A 17,826-nucleotide genomic window follows, 5' to 3' on the forward strand; every position below is an offset into this window, starting at 1 on the left:
CACTAGAACAAGAGGATGTTGATTGTGGCTACAGCCGCGCAGTGGTTAGAAGGAGCCCGCCCCCGCACTCTGCCGATGGCGGTGGCTCCGGTCATTATCGGCACCGCCGCGGCCTATGATCTGGGTTCGTTCAAACCCCTGAATGCCGTGCTCGCCGCACTGGTGGCCATCCTGCTGCAGGTAGGCGTGAATTACGCCAATGACTACTCGGACGGCATCCGCGGCACCGACGACAACCGGGTGGGCCCGCTGCGGCTGACCGGCTCCGGCGCGGCACGGGCCAAGCAGGTCAAGTACGCGGCCTTCGCCTGTTTTGGCGCGGCGATGGTGGCCGGCCTGGTGCTGGTTATCCTGTCTTCCGCCTGGTTCCTGATCCTGGTCGGGGTGGGCTGCGTCGCAGCGGCATGGGGTTACACGGGCGGACGCAACCCCTACGGCTACATGGGACTGGGCGACGTCTTCGTGTTTGTGTTCTTTGGCCTGGTGGCGACGCTGGGTACCACGTACACGCAGGCGGGACAGATCAGCCTGCCGGCGGTGCTTGGTGCCGTCGGCACCGGACTGATCGCCATGGCGCTGCTGATGGCCAACAACGTTCGGGACATCCCCACGGACCGCGAGGCCGGAAAGCGGACCCTGGCCGTACGGCTGGGCGACGAAGCGGCTCGCATCAGCTACGTCATGATGCTCGCGGTGGCCATTTTGCTGCCGCTGTTCCTCGCCTCCGACTACCCCTGGGTTCTGCTGGTCCTGCTGCTGATCCCGGCCTGCCTGATGCCCAGCTGGCTGATGCTCAAGGGCAAGAAGCGCCGGAGCCTGATCCCGGTCCTGAAACAGACGGGGCTGATCAACCTCGGGTTCGCCCTGCTGTACAGCCTCGGCCTGGTCCTCACCCGGATGCTGGCCTAGGTGTAGTAATGCCCGGGTAGGTTCCGCGCTTACTTATCCTCGCGGGGACGGCGGTCGGAGTTGATCTGCACGTCCGGGTGCGCATCCAGCAGGCTGTCCTCAGCGCCGGCGTCGTCACGTTCAATGCGGTTTGTGGTCCGCGGGTTGTTGCCGTGGAAGCGCTGCTGCACAGTGCGTGCCGCCTCGTCGCGCATGTCGCGGAAGAACAGGTACGTCACGCACCACGCAAGTATCGCGCCGACAATCGCGGAGAACACCAGCCCCAGCCCAAGCCAGACGCATGCTGCGAAGAAGACGGCCACCAAACCAAGGCGGAGAGCGGTAAATTTCCAGAAAGCCACACCGCCATTCTAGTGGCTGTTCCTGTGTGCAGCTTCTTCACGGCCACGAGGGCACCCGCCGACCCGCCCGGTATGGAACTCACAGCTGAAGGTCAGCTGCGCTCCCCTACAATTGAGTCATGCCTCGCCTCGTGCTTTTCGGTGTCATCATTGTCGCCGCCGTCATTATTTACGCCATCGTCGACTGCGTCATGTCGCGTGCACAGGAGGTGCGCAGCATCTCAAAGACGGCGTGGATCTTCACGATCGTGCTGTTGCCGGTGCTCGGCGCGCTCCTGTGGTTCCTGTTTGGCCGCCCGATGAGCGGTCCGGAGCCGAAGAACCGGAAGCCGCGCCATCCCACCGCTCCCGACGACGACCCGGAGTTCCTGCGCAACCTGGCCATCCGCCGTCGGCAGCAGGAGAAGGAAGCCGAGCTCAAGCGCCGTGAGGCTGAACTCCGCGAGCGTGAGAAGCAGGCCGGAAACAAAAAGAACGACGACGAAAAGCCCACCTCGTAGCTCAGCGGCTAGCCGCCAAACCCGCTCCGGTCATCCCCGGGGCGGGTTTTTTGTTGCCGGCGGCGCGGACGGGACACTCGGCGGGCCAACAAAAAACCCGCCGCCCGGCGAACCGGAGGGCGGGTTTTTATCGGCCGAAGCCGGTCAGTGCGTTAGACGCCGGAGTAGCTGTGCAGGCCGGCGAAGAAGACGTTGACGATCGTGAAGTTGAAGACCACGCAAAGGTAACCGACGATCGAGAGCCAGGCGGCACGGGTGCCGGTCCAGCCGCGGGTGGCACGGGCATGCAGGTAGCCGGCATACACGACCCAGATCACGAAGGTCCAGACTTCCTTGGTGTCCCAGCCCCAGTACCGGCCCCAGGCCTGCTCGGCCCAGACGGACCCTGCCATGAGGGTGAAGGTCCACAGCACGAAGGCCACGGCGTTGATGCGGTAGGCGAAGTTCTCCAGGGCCTGGGCGGAGGGGACAATCCGCAGGAACGTGAGCTTGGAGGTGCCGCCGGCGCGAATCTTGGACTCGCGGTCCGCCTGCAGCAGCTGCAGGACGGACATGGCGAAGGTCAGTGTGAAGAGCGCGGAAGCAATGACGGCGACCGACACGTGAATGATGAGCCAGTAGCTTTGCAGCGCCGGAATCAGGTGCGCCACCGGCGTCGGGAAGCCAATGGTCGCGACCATCATCATGGTCAGGACCAGAGCCACCACAAAGGTGCCAAGGAAGCGCAGGTCCCGCTTGAGCAGCACCAGCAGGAACACGACGGCGACTACGAGGGCGCCGGTGGTGCAGAACTCGTACATGTTGCCCCAGGGCACCCGGTGGGCGGCGAGCCCTCGGGTGACCACGGCAGCGGTGTGGATCAGGGCGCCCAGGACGGTCAGTGCAACGCCGACGCGCGCGGTGTTCCGTCGCGCTCCGACGTAGCCCATGGAGGCGTCGGCTGTCTGGGCCACGGCACCGCCGTCGGCAGCTGTACCGTCGGCATCCCAGCCGCGTACGTTGCCGTCGGCCAGATATGTGTCCGATCCGGCGCGGCCCGAGCGGGCGGATGCACCGGCATGCGCCGGTACCGGCGCCCCGGCCTTCTGCTCGGAGAGCTTGGATTCCACGGCCTGGATGGTTTTGCTGCTCTTGGCGAGATCCCAGGTGAAGGCAAGGAACGCCACCGTATAGGCGAACGCCGCCAACAGCATGAACAGCTCGCTGTACTCAGCGAGGGCATAGTCAATGGAGGGCATTACGAGTCCTTACCTGTTTCCTTCTTCTGCGCGGCACTGCTGTCCGCTGATGCTCCGGGCTCTGCGTCCCGGTCTGTCGTGTGCTGTCCGGAGCCCGGAGCAGATGCTTCCCCCGCGCCATTGTCCTCCACTGAGCCGGTGCCCGCCAACCACTGCTTCTGCAGCAGATCGCGGACGGCAGCGGCCTCAGTGGACAGGCGCTGGTCTTCACCTCGGGCCAGGAGCCCGTATTCGACCATGATCCGCCCGTCGGCATGGGTGCCGGTGCGGACCCAAACACGGCGCCGGGCAAGGAACAGTGAGGCGGCCAGGCCCGTGAGGGAGAGGGTGGCGAAGACCAGAACCCAGATTTTCGCCGGATCGTAGTGGATGTCCAGGGCAGCGTAGCGCTTGATGCTGTCAAAGCTGATGGAGCCCTTGCCCTCGGGCAGCTCATAGGTTTCCCCAACACCCAGGACAATACCGCCGGCGTCCAAGTTGCGGCTGTTGATTTCCGTGAGGTCCTCGGTGTCCAGGACGTACACGTTGCTGGGCACGCCGTCATCCAGGCCAAGGTCGCCGTAGTACGCATTGAGGTTGAGCTGCGGATTGATCGGATCGGGGTCTCCGGAGTAGGACACGCCCTGTTCATCGAGCATGGCGGTGGGCAGGAAGAAGCCCACGAAACCGAGCTGGTCCGGCTTGGCATCCGGAGCCTTGATCACCATCAGGGACGTGTACATGCCGTCGCTGGGGACGGAGACCACGGGCCCCTGCAGCGCAATGTTGCCCTCACCGTCGCGCACGGTGACGACAGGAGCATAGCCGTTGCCGACCAGGTAGACCCGGCTGCCGCCGATGGTGAGCGGAGCGTTGACCTTGAGCGTTTCGGTGTGCTCGGCGGCATCCGGGCTGTCCTTGACCGTCATGTCGGCGGTGAAGTCCAGGGGCTGGCCGTAGTGGGTGGGCGACTCGCGGTCGAACCGGACGTTGAACTCGTCCAGCGTCAGTGAGTAGGGCGCCAGCTGTTCCTCGGTGAAGCTGGTGCCCGGGGTGAACGAGTCATAGCCCACCAGGGTGTTGACGAAGGACTCCCCCTCCACCACCACCTTCTGGCCGCTGTAACCAAAGAGCCCGCCGATGGCAATGCAGATCAGCACGCCGATCAGGGCAGTGTGGAACACCAGGTTTCCAATTTCCTTCGCGAAGCCGCGTTCCGCTCCGACGGAGGGACGGTCGGTATCCAGGTCCCGGACATCCACCCGGTAGCCGCGCTTGCGCAGCAGCTGCGCGGCTTCCTTGACGGCAGCGGCAGCGGTGAGGCCCGACGACGCCGGCACAGCCAAGGTGCCGTACTCCGGCAGCCGGGACAGCCGCTTGGGGGTGCGCGGCGGCTTGGAGCGCATGGCGCGGTAGTGTGCCTTGGCGCGCGGAATGACGCAGCCGATCAGGGAGATGAACAGCAGCAGGTAAATCGCCGAGAACCAGACGGACGAGTACACGTCGAAGAGCTGCAGCCGGTCCAGCCAGGGGCCGGTGTCCGGGTTGTCCTTCAGGTACTGCGTGACGACGGCGGGGTTGGCCGGCCGCTGCGGAAACAGCGATCCGGGCACCGCGGCGACCGCCAGCAGCAGCAGCAGGAACAGTGCAGTGCGCATGCTGGTGAGCTGGGTCCAGGCCCAGCGAACCATGCCAAGCGGCCCGAGGGACGGCAGCTGGACGTCTCCGGCGGAGCCTTTGCCGCCGGGGCCTTTCCGCCCGCCCTTGCCGCCGCCGGGCACGCCGGAGGCACTTGCGCCGTTGTTCTCGGCTTCGGTCAAAACTTCCGGTTCGCGCTTCAACTGGCTCTCATGGTTCTTTGAAGGGGGCTTGTGCCGGGCAGGGGCCCCGGCAGTCCTTGGTCTTTTGTCAACGGCATTGTCATCAGCATCAGATCGGCAGGGTCACACTATCCAACCAACCTTGGAGATTGTTGATCCAGATGTTCCAGACGCCTGTGATCATCAGGACACCGAGTGCGATCAGCATTCCGCCGCCGAAACGCTGCAGCGCAAGCCGGTGGCGGCGGAAGACACCCAGGGCGCCCATGCCCCGCCGGAATCCGAGAGCGATCAGCAGGAACGGCAGGCCAAGTCCGAGGCAATAGATGAACGTCAGGAACGCGCCCTTGGCGGCGGTGGCATCATCTCCGGAGAAGGACAGCAGCTGCACGGCCGAGAGTGTGGGGCCAAGGCAGGGGGCCCACCCCAGTCCGAACGTGATGCCCAGCAGCGGCGCGCCCCACAGCCCCGCCGGCGGGCGGGCGGTGATCTTCCGGTCCCGCTGGAACCAGCTCAGGCCGCCCATGAAGACGATGCCCAGGACGATGATGGCTGCGCCGAGGACCTGCGGAATCCAGGCCTGGTCCGCGCCGCGCAGCCAGCCGCCCAGTTGGCCCACCCCGGCACCGATGATGACAAAGACGGCGGAAAAACCGAGCACAAACAGGCCGATCCCTACCAGCATCCGTCCGCGGCGCTGCTTCTGGAGGTCAACACCGGTCAGGCCGGTGACGTAGCCCAGATAGCCGGGAACCAGCGGCAGAACGCACGGAGAAAGGAACGAGACGAGGCCGGCGAGGGCTGCCACCGGAATGGCCAGCAGCATGGATCCGTTCAGGATGGTTTCGGCGAAAACATTGGCGGCCGGCAGGGCGGCAGGCACACCGGCGGCGAGGGCTGAGGGAAGCATGCCGGCTAGGCTGCCAGCGCGTCGGAGATCAGGGCCTTCAAGGTGCCCTTGTCCGCCAGGCCCAGGATGCGCGCAGCCACACGGCCTTCACGGTCCAGGACCAGCGTGGTGGGAACGGCCGACGGCGGCACGAACTGGGTCATGGCCAGCAGGATTCCGCCGTCCTTGTCCTGGAAGCTGGGATAGGGAATGCTGAACGACCGTTCAAAGGCTTCCGCAGTATTGCGTTCATCCCTGATGTTCACTCCGAAGAAGCGTGCCCCCTCGGGTTCGAACGTGTCGTGAAGTTCCACCAGATCCGGAGCTTCCTTACGGCAGGGCGCACAGGCGGCGTACCAGAAGTTCAGCACCACCACGCTGCCGGCGAATTCCGACGACGAGACGGTGGTGCCGTCAAACAGGGTGCCTTCCAGCTGCACGGGCTCGCCGCGCTGGTCAGAGGCATATTCGGTGACGGAGCCGTCACCGGCGATGTAGTTCTTGTTGTCCCCCGCTTTGGCCTGCGCTGCCAGCGGATCCTCCACCGCGCAGCCCGATGCTGCCGCCACTGCGGGCACACCGAGGGCCAGGCCGGCGCCCAGCTTCAGGAAGGAGCGGCGGCGCATGGCATCCGGCTGGGGAGTGCTCTGAGGATTCTTCAACTATTTCCAGCTTTCATCGCGGCAGGGGGGCCACTTCTACAACGCGTAGTAATTCTATTATGCTCCCGGGATGCTCGCTGCACCGGGGAGAAGGTCGGCGGAGGGCTCGGCGTACCGGACACCAATGAGGGTGTCGCCGTCGAAATCCAGGGAGGTTACCGAGGTAAGGGTGCACTGGCGGTTGCGCGGATCATGCCAGAGTTTGCGGCCCTCGGCGGACAGCCGGGTAACCCAGATGGGCAGCTGGTGGCTGACCAGCACGGCTTCGGCGCGGTCCCCGCCGAGCTCGGTGGCGCGCAGCCGTGCATCCGTCACGGCAGCCATGACCCGCTCGGCCTGGGCGGCATACGGTTCACCCCAGGACGGCTTGAAGGGGTTGTACATCAGCGGCCAGTATTTCGGGTTGCGCAGCCGGCTGGTGACGCCGGAGAGCCCTTCGAACTTGTTGGTTGCTTCCAGGATGCGCTCGTCGGTGGTGATGTCCAGGCCCAGGGATGCGGCGATCGGTGCGGCGGTCTCCTGCGCCCGGGTCAGCGGTGAGGCCACCAGATGAACCAGCTTGGCGCCGTCGTTCTTTTGCGCCTCAAAGTATCCGGCGACACGGCGGGCCATCTGCTGGCCCAGCTCCGACAGGTGGAACTCCGGCAGGCGTCCATAAAGGACTCCGTCAGGGTTGAAGACTTCTCCATGGCGGACGAGATGGATCGAGGCACGCGACATGTTCCTAAGTTTCGCAGAGAGAGTGCGCAGGACTAAATTCGTCACAATGCTTGAAGCTTGAACTAAACCGTGCGATAGTTGATGCAAATGCATGGACATGCAGCGGGCAGCGCCCCGATACCTACCAGCAGCAGGAGCACATCATGATCCCCAGCGGACTCACCACCGGTACCTGGACCCTCGACGGCTCGCACAGCGAGATCGGTTTCACTGTCCGCCACGCGGGCATCAGCAAGGTGCGCGGCAACTTTGACGACGTCACCGCCGTGATGGAAATCGGTCCCTCGCTTGAGGATTCCGCCATCAACGCCGTCATCCAGTCAGCTTCCTTCAACTCGAACGACGCCAACCGCGACGGCCATGTCAAGGGCGCCGACTTCTTCGACGTCGAGCAGTTCCCCGAGCTGACCTTCACCGTCACCGGCATCGAGGGCTCCGGTGAAACCTACCGGGTGTCCGGCGACCTCACGATCAAGGGCATTACCCGTCCGGTGGTCCTGGACACCGAGTTCAACGGCGTAGCCGTGGATCCCTTCGGCGCCACCCGCGCCGGCTTCTCCGGTTCCACCGTCATCAGCCGCAAGGACTTCGGCCTGACCTGGAATGCCGCTCTGGAAACCGGCGGCGTCCTTGTCGGTGACAAGGTGACCATCAGCGTTGACGCAGCCTTCGTGGCCGCAGCCTAACCAAGACATTTGATCCCGCTCCGGCGGGCCGCAGCGGACACCCCGGCCTTCGGGCCGGGGTGTCCGTCGTTTATGCCCCGGGATAGGCTGGATGGGAACCGATTACTGCTTTCCTGCCCGGTCGGTCCTTTGCAGGGAGCAGTACCCGCACCAACGAGCAAGCAGGCGGCGATGAGTACCCCACCGAATAATCCGGATCCGCAGGATCCGTTCGTTCCACCAATTCCCGGCCCGGCGGATGACCAGCCCAAATACGGACAGCGGCTGCCCCAGCAGCCCCAGTATGGGCAGGACCAGCCGTACCCTGCCTATGGCCAGCCTGGATCCGCCAATCAGCCCGGCCAGCCTTCCTCCCCGTATGGCCAGCCCTATGGACAGCAGCCGTACGGGCAGCCCTACGGCCAGCCGCAAAGCCCTTACGGCTACCAGGCACCGCAGCCCTCCGGGTATGCGTATCCGGGATCAGGCGGGCCGGTTCCGGGTGCCAAGGGGCCTGCGCCCCGCGAGGTTATGACTGGCTTCTGGCTCATCATCGCGGCCGGCATCGTGACCTTCCTGTCCACGATTATCACGGTGCTCTCCACCGCCGACGATCCCCTGGCCACACTTCCTCCCGAAGACCGCCGGGTCATGGAGGACGCCGGTGTCACCGCGGAGCTGATGCGAAGTTCGTTCGTGACGGTCGGTGTGGTGATGGCGGCGATCGCTCTGCTGATCTATGTCCTGCTTGCCGTCCTGATCCGCAAGGGCAAGAACTGGGCACGGATTGTTGCCACGGTGTTCGCGGCGATATCCGCCGTCGGGCTGCTGCTTTCCCTGGTGGCCGGAATGGCCTTCTCCTCGCCGCTGAACCTGCTGAACATGCTGGGCACATTGGCCGGAATCGCCGGCGTTTTCTTGCTGTACCGCCCTGAGTCCCAGCCACATTTCCGCAGTCAGCCGCGTTTCGGACCCTACTGACGGACCTCCAAGGCAGCCGCTGCTGAGGCGGCACGCACCAAAGAAGCCGGACCGTTTCCACGGACCGGCTTTTTTGGTGCCCGGGCCTCCCGGAGAGGGCCTGCAGTGGTCACAACAGCAGGGAAGCGGCGTAGCGTTTGATCTCCCGCTGGGATGGGCAGCCCATCCAGGCGCGGAGAGCGTATCCCTTTGGACGAAGGCGGCACCCGCGATGAGTTCCCTTCCTGCTTCCCCCGATCCACAAAAAACCCGTGTTTCCGCCCTGGGCACCAAGGTGCGGACATTGGTCACTGCACGCATCCGAACAGCGCGATCCGGCCCCAGGGAACCCGGCGGCGAGCCGCTGTCCGCTGCCCGGCCCACGGAAAAACATCCGGCGCCGCCGGCACCCAGGCACAGAGAGGTGGCCGGCGTGGTGGTTCCCGATATGCCCTCTGCGGTCCCCGCTCCTGCTTTGCCTGCCCGTATTCCCTACAGCGAATGGAAGGGCCCGCGGCCGCGTGCCGTCCGGGTGGCCTATGCCCTGATTATGCTGGCCGGCTGCATCAGCCTCATCAGCGGCGTGCAAGCCAGCCGGGCGCCCGTCACCGAGATGCCGCCTCTCGTCGTCCAATTGGGAGAGCTGGGCGTTGACACCGGCGAATACGCAGCGGTTCTGCAATTCGTGACCTTGGCTGCCACGCTTGTGGTCTTCGGCCTCTATCTGCTGTTCGCCTCCATGATTCGGGAAGGACGGAACTGGGCTCGCATCGGAGGCTCGGTCCTGGTCGCCTCGGCACTGGTCTGGGCCGTCCTGAACGCCGTGGTTCCCCAAACGGTTGCGCTGCTGGTGGCCGCCCTGGGCCTGGCACTGCTGTACCGGCGGGACTGCGCCAGGTACTTCCGGCCCAGGCGGAGCCAGTATCTCGGCGAGTCCTGACCCGGAACCGCGACGGCGGCTCCACTACTACGTGGCCAGCCGGGCCCGCGCCTGCGCCGCTATATCCGAGGCCTGGGCCCGCTGGGCGTGGTAGGCCAGGATCTGAAGTTCGGTGGCCATGTCCACCTTGCGCAGCTGAACGTGATCCGGAACCTGGAGCACCACCGGCGCGAAGCTCAGGATGCTGGTAATGCCGCTTGCGATAACGCTGTCACACAATTCCTGGGCCACCTCGGCGGGAACAGCCAGCACCGCCATGTTGGCCCGCGTACGGTGAACCACGGCTTCCAAATCCTTGACGGGGCTCACCCGCAGCCAGCCAACTTCCTGTCCTACGACCATTTGATCGGCGTCAAACAGGGCCACCACTTCGAAGCCGCGCGATCCGAACCCCGGATATCCTGCCAGCGCCTTGCCGAGGTTTCCGGCGCCTATGATGGCAACCCGCCAATTGCGCGTCAGCCCCAGCGCAGCTGAGATCTGGTCGCTCAGGTAGGAGACCTCATATCCCACGCCGCGGGTTCCGTAGGAGCCCAGGTAGGACAGGTCTTTGCGTAGTTTCGGAGAGTTGACTCCCGCCGCTGCCGCCAGTTCGTCGGACGAGACGCGCTCCACACCCTCCGCCAGCAGCGCGCCCAGCGCCCGCAGGTAAATGGTGAGCCGGGCCAGGGAGGCAGGCGGAATGTGCCGGTGGACAACTGCTCCTGCCGGTGCGGGTTCCTCAGAATTGCTCACAAAGTCTCTATCCGTCGGTGGATTTCCACTCTATGCCCGGCGGGAGTCCGGACGAAGCCCGGGCCATCCCTCTTCCAGGAGCCGGCGGATCCTCGCCTCGTCCAGCTGCCAGAAGTCCCGCTGCACGCCGTCGATCATCAGCACGGGAATCTCTTCGCCGAACCGGGACGTCAGATCCGCATCGCCTTCAATGGACTGTTCGCGCCACTCAATGGACAAATCCCTGCTGATTCGTTCCAGCACCTTGCGCGCATCGGCACACAAATGGCACCCCGGTCGGGTAAGCAGGAGCAGGTCCGGAGCAGCCGGTGAAGAAGTCATACCTCTAAATTAGCCGCTCCGTCTATTTCTCCTGCCGCTTTTAGTCACGGGCCGTTCGGACCAACTTTTTGCGTAGACTCGGGGTATGCCCAGAACCACCGCAGTACGAGCCGTCGAGCCCATGGCAGCGGCGGTCAAACCTGGCGAGGCTGCCTTCTTCGACGTCGACAACACTCTGATGCGCGGAGCAAGCCTTTTCCATGTGGGGCGCAAGATGTACCAGCGCCGGGTGTTCACGCTTCGCGAAGCGTTCGGCTTTGCCCGCAAACAGCTGCGGTTTATGCTGCAGGGCGAGAATCTCAAGGATGTTCACTCAGTGCGCGATGCCGCCCTGACGCTGGCCACCGGGCTGGCAGCCTCGGACATCCGCATTCTGGGCGAAGAAGTCTATGACGAGATGATCGAATCCAAGATTTGGCCGGGAACCCGTGCTCTCACCGAGCAGCATATGAAATCCGGCCGGCCGGTCTGGCTCGTCACCGGGACCCCCGTGGAGGTGGCCTCCGTGATTGCTGACCGGCTGCACCTGACCGGGGCGCTGGGAACGGTCAGTGAAATCGACGGCGGCCTCTACACCGGACGCCTGGTGGGCGAGTTCCTCCACGGCCCCGCCAAAGCCGAAGGCGTGCGGGTGCTCGCGGAAAAGGAAAACCTCGATCTGCAGCATTGCTGGGCGTACAGCGATTCCTATAACGACGTCCCCCTGCTGAGCATCGTGGGCCACCCCGTGGCCATCAACCCCGATGCCCGGCTGCGCCGCCATGCCCGGGACCGCAACTGGCCCATCTATGACTTCCGGTCCGGCCGGCGCGCCGCAACCCTGGGGCTAAAAGGTGCCACGGTGGCCGGAGGCGCTTACGGCCTGTGGCGCGGATTTTCCTGGGTCCGCTCCCGCTAGTCTTCCGGCCACATCCGGGGCTTTTGGTTAAATGACAAACCCGCCGGCCCAAGGGGCGGCGGGTTTGTCCAGGAAAGATCCTGGTTACTTCTTGTTACGACGCTGGTGGCGGGTCTTGCGAAGCAGCTTACGATGCTTCTTCTTTGCCATACGCTTGCGGCGCTTCTTAATTACTGAACCCACAGAGTCCTCACAAACTTGAAATAGTCAGACGCCGGCTCCAACGCTTCGGCACCGTTGGCACCCGCGCGTCGACACCGGCAGTTAATTGCCACGGTGTAAAACGTTCTTTAACAGGGTACCGCCTCGCCGCGGTATCCAGTGACAGCGCTACGCGGTGTCTGTTCGGCGGTCGGCGACGGCGTTTTTAAGCACCTGCTGCACCGCGGATTCAGGCACCCGGTAGGAGCGCCCGAAACGGACGGCCGGCAGCTCGCCGGAGTGCACCAGCCGGTACACGGTCATCTTGGACACACGCATGACATCCGCGACTTCCGACACGGTCAGAAACCGAACGTCCGAGAAATTGCCCTCGTCTGCCATATGCCTTTTGTTCCTTTGCTGATGTGCAGCCACCAAGCTGCACGGCAGGTGAGTCCTCAGACGCGGATGCCTGCCAAGGGAATGCTGTCCGGTCTTCCACTCTAGTGTCTCACGTCACCCCAGTGAAGTTGGCGGGCCATCTTAGGCCTCCAATCCATCCTTTCGGCCGGAGAGCCTCCGGGCTCAGATCACGCCCTGGGCGAGCATGGCATCGGCCACCCGGACAAAACCGTTGATGTTCGCCCCCACCACATAGTTTCCGGGTGAGCCGTACTTTTCCGCCGTCTGCGCACAGTTGTCGTGGATGTTGACCATGATCTCGGTCAGCCGGCGTTCGGTGTGCTCGAAGGACCATGAATCGCGGCTGGCGTTCTGCTGCATTTCCAGCGCCGAGGTGGCTACGCCGCCGGCGTTGGCAGCCTTGCCGGGGCCAAACAGCACGCCGGCTTCCTGGAAGATTTCAATGGCCTCGGGCGTGCAGGGCATGTTGGCGCCCTCTGCGACTGCCAGGACTCCGGATTTCACCAGCGTCCGGGCGTCACCGGCGTTCAACTCGTTCTGCGTGGCACAGGGCAGGGCCACTGTGGCGCCGGCGTCCCAGATGGAGCCGCCGGGAACATAGGTTGCTGAGCTGCCCCGGCGCTTGGCATAGTCGGTCATCCGGCCGCGCTCCACCTCTTTCACTTCGCGCAGCAGGGGTACATCAATGCCCGATTCATCCACTACGTAACCCTGGGAATCGGAACATGCAATGACGTTTGCACCGAGTGACTGTGCTTTTGCGATGGCGTTGATGGCCACGTTTCCGGAGCCGGAGACAATGACGCGCTGCCCGTCCAGGCTCAGGCTGCGGCTCTTGAGCATTTCCTCGACGAACAGCACCACGCCGAAGCCGGTGGCCTCGGGCCGTACCAGCGAACCGCCCCAGCTGGTGCCTTTGCCGGTCAGCACGCCGGACTCGTATCGGTTCGTGATCCGCTTGTACTGGCCAAACAGGTAACCGATTTCGCGTCCACCCACACCGATGTCCCCCGCAGGGACGTCCGTGTACTCGCCAATGTGGCGGTAAAGCTCGGTCATGAAGGACTGGCAGAAGCGCATGACTTCGGCGTCCGTTTTGCCGCGCGGGTCAAAATCGGATCCGCCTTTGCCTCCGCCGATGGGCATCCCGGTCAGGGCATTCTTGAAAATCTGCTCGAAGCCGAGGAACTTCACGATGCCCAGGTAGACCGAGGGATGGAACCGCAGGCCCCCCTTGAACGGGCCGAGCGCCGAGTTGAACTCCACTCGGAAACCGCGGTTGATTTGCACCTGGCCTTTGTCATCGACCCAGGGAACACGGAAAATGATCTGGCGTTCCGGTTCACAGATGCGTTCCAGGATGGCGGCGTCGCGGAACTCAGGGTGCTTCCGGAGCACCGGCTCCAAACTGTCGAAAACTTCGACTACCGCCTGATGGAATTCAGTTTCGCCCGGATTGCGGCGAAAGACTTCATCCCGGACGCTGATGAGTGTTGGGTCCATGGTGTGATGCTCCTTAGCGTATTTCCTCTTCTACGCTAGCGTTTGCGCGCCGTGCCTGCGATGTGTGACGGCGAAAGAAGGGCTAGGAGCGGCGACGCCGGAACTTCGGGAACTGCCCCAGCAGGTCTGCGGCGCGTTCCGCAGCCCTGCCCACAGTGCGGCCCAGATGGGGTGCGAGGGCCGGATCCACGCCGGCAGGTGATGCCTCTGCACTTCCGGGCTCCAGCGCGGCGGCTGAGGCCGCCGCTGCGGAACGGGGATCCGGCGCCCCTGGCCGGCCGGTGAACAGCGGCCTTGCCTGACGTGAGGGCGCAACTGCCGATCCCGCGGTTACGGACGCCGCCAGCCGGGAGTCTGCAGCGGATGCCGCCGAGAACGAGGGCAGGTCAAAGGCGCGCAGCCACAGCACAATCTCCTCCAGCGGAGCTGTCTGCAGCGAGTAATAGCGCTTTTGCCCCTCGGCCCGCATGCTGACCAGACCAGCCTCACGGAGAACCTTCAGGTGCTTCGACACAGTGGGCTGGCTGACTTCCAGCTCCTCCACGAGTGTGCCCACGGATTTGTCTCCGCTGCGCAGCGCTCCCAGCAGTTCACGGCGGGTGCCTTCCGCAATGACCGCAAAAACATCATCGATGACCATGACACCCACTTTATCCGTTCCCCGGGGAAAGCCCGGTTTTGGCGGACTCGGGCAGGTTCCCGTCCCGTCCCGGCCGCGCGCTGCTAATCAAACCAGGGATCGAGTCCGTGCAGCGGAAAAACCTCTTTGCGGGTAGCCATCACCGTGCGGTCAATCTCGTCGTTGGGATCATAACCAACTTCCCAGGACCGCCACCAGAGTTCCACGCCGTCACCCATCATCGGCGGGGAGTCTTCTCCGTAGTGCTCCTTCACATACTTACGCCACGGTTCCGGAACCGGCGTGTTGCTGCGGATCCTGCCGTTGGCCGCCACGGACATCAGCAGGCTCCAGGAACGCGGAACCACTGACACCACGTTGTAGCCGCCCCCGCCTGTGGCGATCCATCTGCCTCCGCAGATGGTGTTGGCAAGGTCCGCAATGGTGAGGGCCGCCTGCCGCTGGGTTTCGACACTGAGGCGGAGGTTGGTCAGCGGATCATGGAGGTGGCTGTCGCAGCCGTGCTGGCTGACGATCACTTCCGGTTCAAAGGCAGCCGCGAGCTGCGGAACCACGGCGTGGAAGGCCCGCAGCCACCCGGCATCGGACGTCCGGGCCGGCAGCGCCACATTGACCGCGGTTCCTTCTGCTCCGGGGCCGCCCGTCTCGTTGGCGAAGCCCGTGCCGGGGAACAGCGTCAGGCCCGTCTCATGCAGGGAAATGGTCATGACGCGCGGGTCATTCCAGAAGATGCTCTGGGTTCCGTCTCCGTGGTGGGCGTCGACGTCGATGTACAGGACCTTGCTGACACCGTTGTCCAGCAGGCGGGCGATGGCGGCCGCGGCGTCGTTGTAAATGCAGAAGCCGGAGGCGCGGCTGGCCGCGGCATGATGCATGCCGCCGCCAAAATTCACCGCATGCAGCACCTCTCCGGACAGGATGGCGTCCGCAGCTGCCAGGGAGCCGCCCGCCAGCCGGGCGCTGGCCTCGTGGATGCCGGCAAAAGCGGGGTTGTCCTCGGTTCCCAGCCCAAACTTCTCGCTGGTCGCCGTGGGGTCTGCGCTGACGGCACGGACGCCGGCAATGTAATCACTGCCGTGGACGGTGCCCAGCTCAGCGTCGCTGGCAACGAACGGCTCCCCCACGGACACGCCCGGCAGGTCGAAGATTCCCAGCTCGCGGGCAAGCCTGGCGGTGAGGTCCAGACGCAGCGGACTCATGGGATGGCCCGCACCGAAGTTGTAGGCCAGCATGGACTCGTGCCAGATGATGCGGGTTGGCATGACCGGAAGACTCAGTCCGCGGTTGATCATGCTGAACAGGCTACGCGATGTGCGCGATACTTGGAGTTTGTACGCGGCGGGAGCATCCCGGTCCGCTGCTTCGGCACCGCATCGGTGGTGTACTACTGTTGAGCACCGCGCGCCCAACCCGTAATCACCTGTCACCAAGGAAACAAGCACGAATATGGCAACCATCCGGCAGCACCGGGAGCCCCGGGAACGCCTGCGGCAGCTTCGGCAACTGCAGCCCTCCAAGGTGTTCTCCGGCCTGCGTGACTTTGTGGATGCAGTCGCCGCCGGCTCCCCGGCCCGGCTGGCTCTGATCGTCTTCGCCCTGGTCATCTTGGTGTTCACCGGGCTTCTGTCCCTGCCGGCTTCCTCGAGCACCGGGCAGGTCACTCCCCTGCATGATGCGCTCTTCACTGCAGTATCGGCCGTCTGCGTCACCGGACTCACCGTGGTTTCCACCGCCACGCACTGGTCCGGTTTTGGGCAGGTCCTGATCCTGATCGCCATCCAAGTGGGTGGTTTGGGAATCCTGACCATGGCCTCCCTGCTGGCTCTGGCCGTTAACCGGCGGCTCGGAGTGCGCGGAAAGCTGATTGCACAGGAAGGCATGAACACCGGCCGGCTGGGTGAAGTTGGTTCACTGCTCCGCATCGTCGTCAGCACCACCGTGGCGATCGAGCTGATCCTGGCTGTGATTCTGGCGCCGCGGTTCATGATCCTGGGTGAATCCGCGGGCCAGGCCATCTGGCATGCGGTGTTTTATTCGGTGTCCGCCTTCAACAACGCGGGCTTCACTCCGCATTCGGACGGCCTGGTGCCCTATGACGAGGACCTTTGGATCCTGATTCCCCTGATGGTCGGGGTTTTCCTCGGCAGCCTCGGCTTTCCGGTCATCATGGTCCTGCTGCAAAGCAAGCTGCACCTTCGTCAATGGAATTTGCACACCAAGCTCACCCTGCTGGTCACCGGCATCCTGCTCGTGGGCGGCAGCATTCTGTGGGGGGCCTTCGAATGGTTCAACACACGCACCATCGGAGACATGAATGTGGCGGACCGGATTCTGCATTCGGTCTTCGCATCCGTCATGACCCGCTCCGGCGGCTTCAGCCTGGTGAACATGTCCGATCTGGATTCCAGCACGCTGCTGATCACTGACATGCTGATGTTTGCCGGCGGCGGGTCGGCGTCCACGGCTGGCGGCATCAAGGTCACCACGTTGGCCGTCATCTTCCTCGCCATCGTGGCGGAGGCTCGGGGCGATTCTGATGTCCGGGCGTTCGGCCGCACCATTGCCTACAGCGCCATGCGGGTGGCCATCTCGGTGGTTATCCTCGGCGCCACCATGGTGGCCGTTTCCACTGTTGCGCTGCTGGCCATTACGGAGGAGACACTGCAGCCGGTGCTCTTCGAGGTAATTTCCGCCTTTGCCACCTGCGGGCTGAGTATTGGACTGAGCGAAGTGCTGCCGCCGGAAGGGAAGTACCTGCTGTCCGCCCTCATGTTCGCCGGCCGGGTGGGTACGATCACTTTGGCCGCAGCACTGGCAATCCGGCAGCGCAGCACCCTCTACCACTACCCCGAAGAAAGGCCGATCATTGGCTGACAGACCAGCTCACAATGCTCCGGTTCTGGTGATTGGACTGGGACGCTTTGGCTCCGCCACCGCCGAACAGCTGGTCAAGCAGGGCCGCGAGGTTCTGGCCATCGAGCGGGATCCCACCCTGGTCCAGAAGGCCTCGGGCATTCTCACCCATGTGGTCCAGGCCGATGCCACCAACATCGACGCCCTCAAGCAGCTGGGCGCGCAGGACTTTTCCTCCGCCGTCGTGGGCGTGGGCACCTCCATCGAATCCAGCGTGCTGATTACCGTTAACCTGGTGGACCTGGGTATCGAGCATCTCTGGGTCAAGGCCATCACCTCCGCGCACGGCAAGATCCTCACCCGGATCGGTGCCAACCACGTCATTTATCCGGAGGCCGACGCCGGCCGGCGCGCCGCTCACCTGGTGGGCGGGCGGATGCTGGACTTCATCGAGTTCGACGACGACTTCGCCATCGTGAAGATGTACCCGCCGCGCGAGACCCAGGGCTTCACCCTCGGAGAGTCCAACGTGCGTTCCAAATACGGGGTCACGGTGGTGGGGGTGAAGTCCCCGGGCGAGGACTTCACCTATGCCCGCGCGGACACCAGGGTTTCCTCCCGCGACATGCTCATCGTCTCCGGCCACGTGGACCTGCTCGAACGGTTCGCGGCCCGGCCGTAGCTCTGTG

At 64.3% G+C, this 17,826-nt stretch carries 21 protein-coding genes; 8 read left to right on the forward strand and 13 right to left on the reverse strand.

The genetic code is table 11. The features are described 5' to 3' along the window. The first annotated feature begins 24 nt into the window (after positions 1-24). Positions 25-909 carry a 1,4-dihydroxy-2-naphthoate polyprenyltransferase gene (locus CXR00_RS03170; RefSeq protein WP_104053698.1) on the forward strand — a complete coding sequence of 295 codons (885 nt, stop codon included), beginning with the start codon at positions 25-27 and terminating at the stop codon, positions 907-909. A 29-nt stretch (positions 910-938) separates the two neighbouring features. Here the strand turns inward: CXR00_RS03170 and CXR00_RS03175 are convergent, their stop codons facing one another. After that, entirely contained in the window at positions 939-1,250 is a 312-nt protein-coding gene (locus tag CXR00_RS03175) for a DUF4229 domain-containing protein (protein WP_104053056.1), read from the reverse strand. Between the two features lie 119 nt (positions 1,251-1,369). Here CXR00_RS03175 and CXR00_RS03180 point away from each other — a divergent pair, with 119 nt between their 5' ends. Beyond that, the gene (locus CXR00_RS03180; protein WP_104053057.1) at positions 1,370-1,750 is read left to right on the forward strand and encodes a PLD nuclease N-terminal domain-containing protein; all 381 of its coding nucleotides are present in this window, start codon (positions 1,370-1,372) and stop codon (positions 1,748-1,750) included. A 152-nt stretch (positions 1,751-1,902) separates the two neighbouring features. Here the strand turns inward: CXR00_RS03180 and ccsB are convergent, their stop codons facing one another. The 5 genes from ccsB to CXR00_RS03205 all read right to left on the reverse strand — a co-directional run bounded on the left by ccsB (position 1,903) and on the right by CXR00_RS03205 (position 7,058). Beyond that, positions 1,903-2,988 (reverse strand): c-type cytochrome biogenesis protein CcsB, encoded by a 1,086-nt coding sequence (ccsB, locus tag CXR00_RS03185; RefSeq protein ID WP_104053058.1) that lies wholly within the window; start codon positions 2,986-2,988, stop codon positions 1,903-1,905. Beyond that, positions 2,988-4,658 (reverse strand): cytochrome c biogenesis protein ResB, encoded by a 1,671-nt coding sequence (locus CXR00_RS03190; protein ID WP_104053699.1) that lies wholly within the window; start codon positions 4,656-4,658, stop codon positions 2,988-2,990. Before CXR00_RS03190 ends, ccsB begins: the two co-directional genes overlap by 1 nt. 238 nt (positions 4,659-4,896) lie before the next feature. Continuing rightward, positions 4,897-5,697 (reverse strand): cytochrome c biogenesis CcdA family protein, encoded by an 801-nt coding sequence (locus tag CXR00_RS03195; protein ID WP_237685640.1) that lies wholly within the window; start codon positions 5,695-5,697, stop codon positions 4,897-4,899. Positions 5,698-5,702: 5 nt separating this feature from the next. Continuing rightward, the gene (locus CXR00_RS03200; protein ID WP_104053701.1) at positions 5,703-6,302 is read right to left on the reverse strand and encodes a TlpA disulfide reductase family protein; all 600 of its coding nucleotides are present in this window, start codon (positions 6,300-6,302) and stop codon (positions 5,703-5,705) included. Between the two features lie 93 nt (positions 6,303-6,395). Beyond that, positions 6,396-7,058, reverse strand: coding sequence for a histidine phosphatase family protein (locus CXR00_RS03205; RefSeq protein ID WP_104053059.1), 663 nt, complete (start codon positions 7,056-7,058; stop codon positions 6,396-6,398). 140 nt (positions 7,059-7,198) lie between these two features. Here CXR00_RS03205 and CXR00_RS03210 point away from each other — a divergent pair, with 140 nt between their 5' ends. The 3 genes from CXR00_RS03210 to CXR00_RS03220 all read left to right on the forward strand — a co-directional run bounded on the left by CXR00_RS03210 (position 7,199) and on the right by CXR00_RS03220 (position 9,623). Continuing rightward, the gene (locus CXR00_RS03210) at positions 7,199-7,744 is read left to right on the forward strand and encodes a YceI family protein (RefSeq protein ID WP_104053702.1); all 546 of its coding nucleotides are present in this window, start codon (positions 7,199-7,201) and stop codon (positions 7,742-7,744) included. 171 nt (positions 7,745-7,915) lie between these two features. Next, positions 7,916-8,704 carry a hypothetical protein gene (locus CXR00_RS03215; RefSeq protein WP_104053060.1) on the forward strand — a complete coding sequence of 263 codons (789 nt, stop codon included), beginning with the start codon at positions 7,916-7,918 and terminating at the stop codon, positions 8,702-8,704. Positions 8,705-8,915: 211 nt separating this feature from the next. Further along, the gene (locus CXR00_RS03220) at positions 8,916-9,623 is read left to right on the forward strand and encodes a hypothetical protein (protein ID WP_104053061.1); all 708 of its coding nucleotides are present in this window, start codon (positions 8,916-8,918) and stop codon (positions 9,621-9,623) included. A 27-nt stretch (positions 9,624-9,650) separates the two neighbouring features. Here the strand turns inward: CXR00_RS03220 and CXR00_RS03225 are convergent, their stop codons facing one another. Together CXR00_RS03225 and CXR00_RS03230 are read right to left on the reverse strand one after the other, a co-directional pair. Continuing rightward, on the reverse strand, positions 9,651-10,358 hold the full coding sequence (locus CXR00_RS03225) for a redox-sensing transcriptional repressor Rex (protein ID WP_104053062.1): 708 nt from the start codon (positions 10,356-10,358) through the stop codon (positions 9,651-9,653). 30 nt (positions 10,359-10,388) lie between these two features. After that, on the reverse strand, positions 10,389-10,679 hold the full coding sequence (locus CXR00_RS03230; RefSeq protein ID WP_104053063.1) for a glutaredoxin family protein: 291 nt from the start codon (positions 10,677-10,679) through the stop codon (positions 10,389-10,391). Between the two features lie 85 nt (positions 10,680-10,764). On the opposite strand from CXR00_RS03230, the gene CXR00_RS03235 reads away from it, so the two are divergent. Next, positions 10,765-11,577 carry an HAD family phosphatase gene (locus CXR00_RS03235; protein WP_104053064.1) on the forward strand — a complete coding sequence of 271 codons (813 nt, stop codon included), beginning with the start codon at positions 10,765-10,767 and terminating at the stop codon, positions 11,575-11,577. Positions 11,578-11,661: 84 nt separating this feature from the next. Here the strand turns inward: CXR00_RS03235 and CXR00_RS03240 are convergent, their stop codons facing one another. The 5 genes from CXR00_RS03240 to CXR00_RS03260 form a co-directional block, all read right to left on the reverse strand. Beyond that, on the reverse strand, positions 11,662-11,760 hold the full coding sequence (locus CXR00_RS03240; RefSeq protein WP_003792170.1) for an AURKAIP1/COX24 domain-containing protein: 99 nt from the start codon (positions 11,758-11,760) through the stop codon (positions 11,662-11,664). A 147-nt stretch (positions 11,761-11,907) separates the two neighbouring features. After that, positions 11,908-12,120, reverse strand: a complete 213-nt coding sequence (locus tag CXR00_RS03245; protein WP_104053065.1) for a helix-turn-helix domain-containing protein — start codon at positions 12,118-12,120, stop codon at positions 11,908-11,910. A 183-nt stretch (positions 12,121-12,303) separates the two neighbouring features. Further along, positions 12,304-13,644 (reverse strand): NADP-specific glutamate dehydrogenase, encoded by a 1,341-nt coding sequence (gene gdhA / locus CXR00_RS03250; RefSeq protein ID WP_104053066.1) that lies wholly within the window; start codon positions 13,642-13,644, stop codon positions 12,304-12,306. An 82-nt stretch (positions 13,645-13,726) separates the two neighbouring features. Beyond that, the gene (locus tag CXR00_RS03255) at positions 13,727-14,284 is read right to left on the reverse strand and encodes a helix-turn-helix transcriptional regulator (protein ID WP_104053703.1); all 558 of its coding nucleotides are present in this window, start codon (positions 14,282-14,284) and stop codon (positions 13,727-13,729) included. 83 nt (positions 14,285-14,367) lie between these two features. After that, positions 14,368-15,576: an acetoin utilization protein AcuC gene (locus CXR00_RS03260; protein WP_237685642.1), complete on the reverse strand. Its 1,209-nt coding sequence runs from the start codon at positions 15,574-15,576 to the stop codon at positions 14,368-14,370. Positions 15,577-15,730: 154 nt separating this feature from the next. On the opposite strand from CXR00_RS03260, the gene CXR00_RS03265 reads away from it, so the two are divergent. Both CXR00_RS03265 and CXR00_RS03270 read left to right on the forward strand, forming a co-directional pair. After that, entirely contained in the window at positions 15,731-17,158 is a 1,428-nt protein-coding gene (locus CXR00_RS03265) for a TrkH family potassium uptake protein (RefSeq protein ID WP_104053067.1), read from the forward strand. After that, a complete protein-coding gene (locus CXR00_RS03270; RefSeq protein WP_104053068.1) occupies positions 17,151-17,819 on the forward strand; it encodes a TrkA family potassium uptake protein in 669 nt (222 codons plus the stop codon). The genes CXR00_RS03265 and CXR00_RS03270 overlap by 8 nt, the downstream gene beginning before the upstream one ends. Positions 17,820-17,826 lie beyond the last annotated feature (7 nt).

Source organism: Arthrobacter sp. 9E16 (genome assembly GCF_002929435.1).
In the GTDB taxonomy this organism is placed as follows: domain Bacteria; phylum Actinomycetota; class Actinomycetes; order Actinomycetales; family Micrococcaceae; genus Arthrobacter_B; species Arthrobacter_B sunyaminii.

Excerpts from the sequence above, each read along its gene's own strand:
- ccsB (WP_104053058.1), bottom strand. The coding sequence starts at position 2,988 with ATGCCCTCCATTGACTATGCCCTCGCTGAGTACAGCGAGCTGTTCATG.
- CXR00_RS03180 (WP_104053057.1), top strand. The coding sequence starts at position 1,370 with ATGCCTCGCCTCGTGCTTTTCGGTGTCATCATTGTCGCCGCCGTCATT.
- gdhA (WP_104053066.1), bottom strand. The coding sequence starts at position 13,644 with ATGGACCCAACACTCATCAGCGTCCGGGATGAAGTCTTTCGCCGCAAT.
- CXR00_RS03235 (WP_104053064.1), top strand. The coding sequence starts at position 10,765 with ATGCCCAGAACCACCGCAGTACGAGCCGTCGAGCCCATGGCAGCGGCG.
- CXR00_RS03200 (WP_104053701.1), bottom strand. The coding sequence starts at position 6,302 with ATGCGCCGCCGCTCCTTCCTGAAGCTGGGCGCCGGCCTGGCCCTCGGT.
- CXR00_RS03230 (WP_104053063.1), bottom strand. The coding sequence starts at position 10,679 with ATGACTTCTTCACCGGCTGCTCCGGACCTGCTCCTGCTTACCCGACCG.
- CXR00_RS03190 (WP_104053699.1), bottom strand. The coding sequence starts at position 4,658 with ATGGTTCGCTGGGCCTGGACCCAGCTCACCAGCATGCGCACTGCACTG.
- CXR00_RS03260 (WP_237685642.1), bottom strand. The coding sequence starts at position 15,576 with ATGATCAACCGCGGACTGAGTCTTCCGGTCATGCCAACCCGCATCATC.
- CXR00_RS03245 (WP_104053065.1), bottom strand. The coding sequence starts at position 12,120 with ATGGCAGACGAGGGCAATTTCTCGGACGTTCGGTTTCTGACCGTGTCG.
- CXR00_RS03265 (WP_104053067.1), top strand. The coding sequence starts at position 15,731 with ATGGCAACCATCCGGCAGCACCGGGAGCCCCGGGAACGCCTGCGGCAG.
- CXR00_RS03220 (WP_104053061.1), top strand. The coding sequence starts at position 8,916 with ATGAGTTCCCTTCCTGCTTCCCCCGATCCACAAAAAACCCGTGTTTCC.
- CXR00_RS03195 (WP_237685640.1), bottom strand. The coding sequence starts at position 5,697 with ATGCTTCCCTCAGCCCTCGCCGCCGGTGTGCCTGCCGCCCTGCCGGCC.
- CXR00_RS03205 (WP_104053059.1), bottom strand. The coding sequence starts at position 7,058 with ATGTCGCGTGCCTCGATCCATCTCGTCCGCCATGGAGAAGTCTTCAAC.
- CXR00_RS03255 (WP_104053703.1), bottom strand. The coding sequence starts at position 14,284 with ATGGTCATCGATGATGTTTTTGCGGTCATTGCGGAAGGCACCCGCCGT.
- CXR00_RS03215 (WP_104053060.1), top strand. The coding sequence starts at position 7,916 with ATGAGTACCCCACCGAATAATCCGGATCCGCAGGATCCGTTCGTTCCA.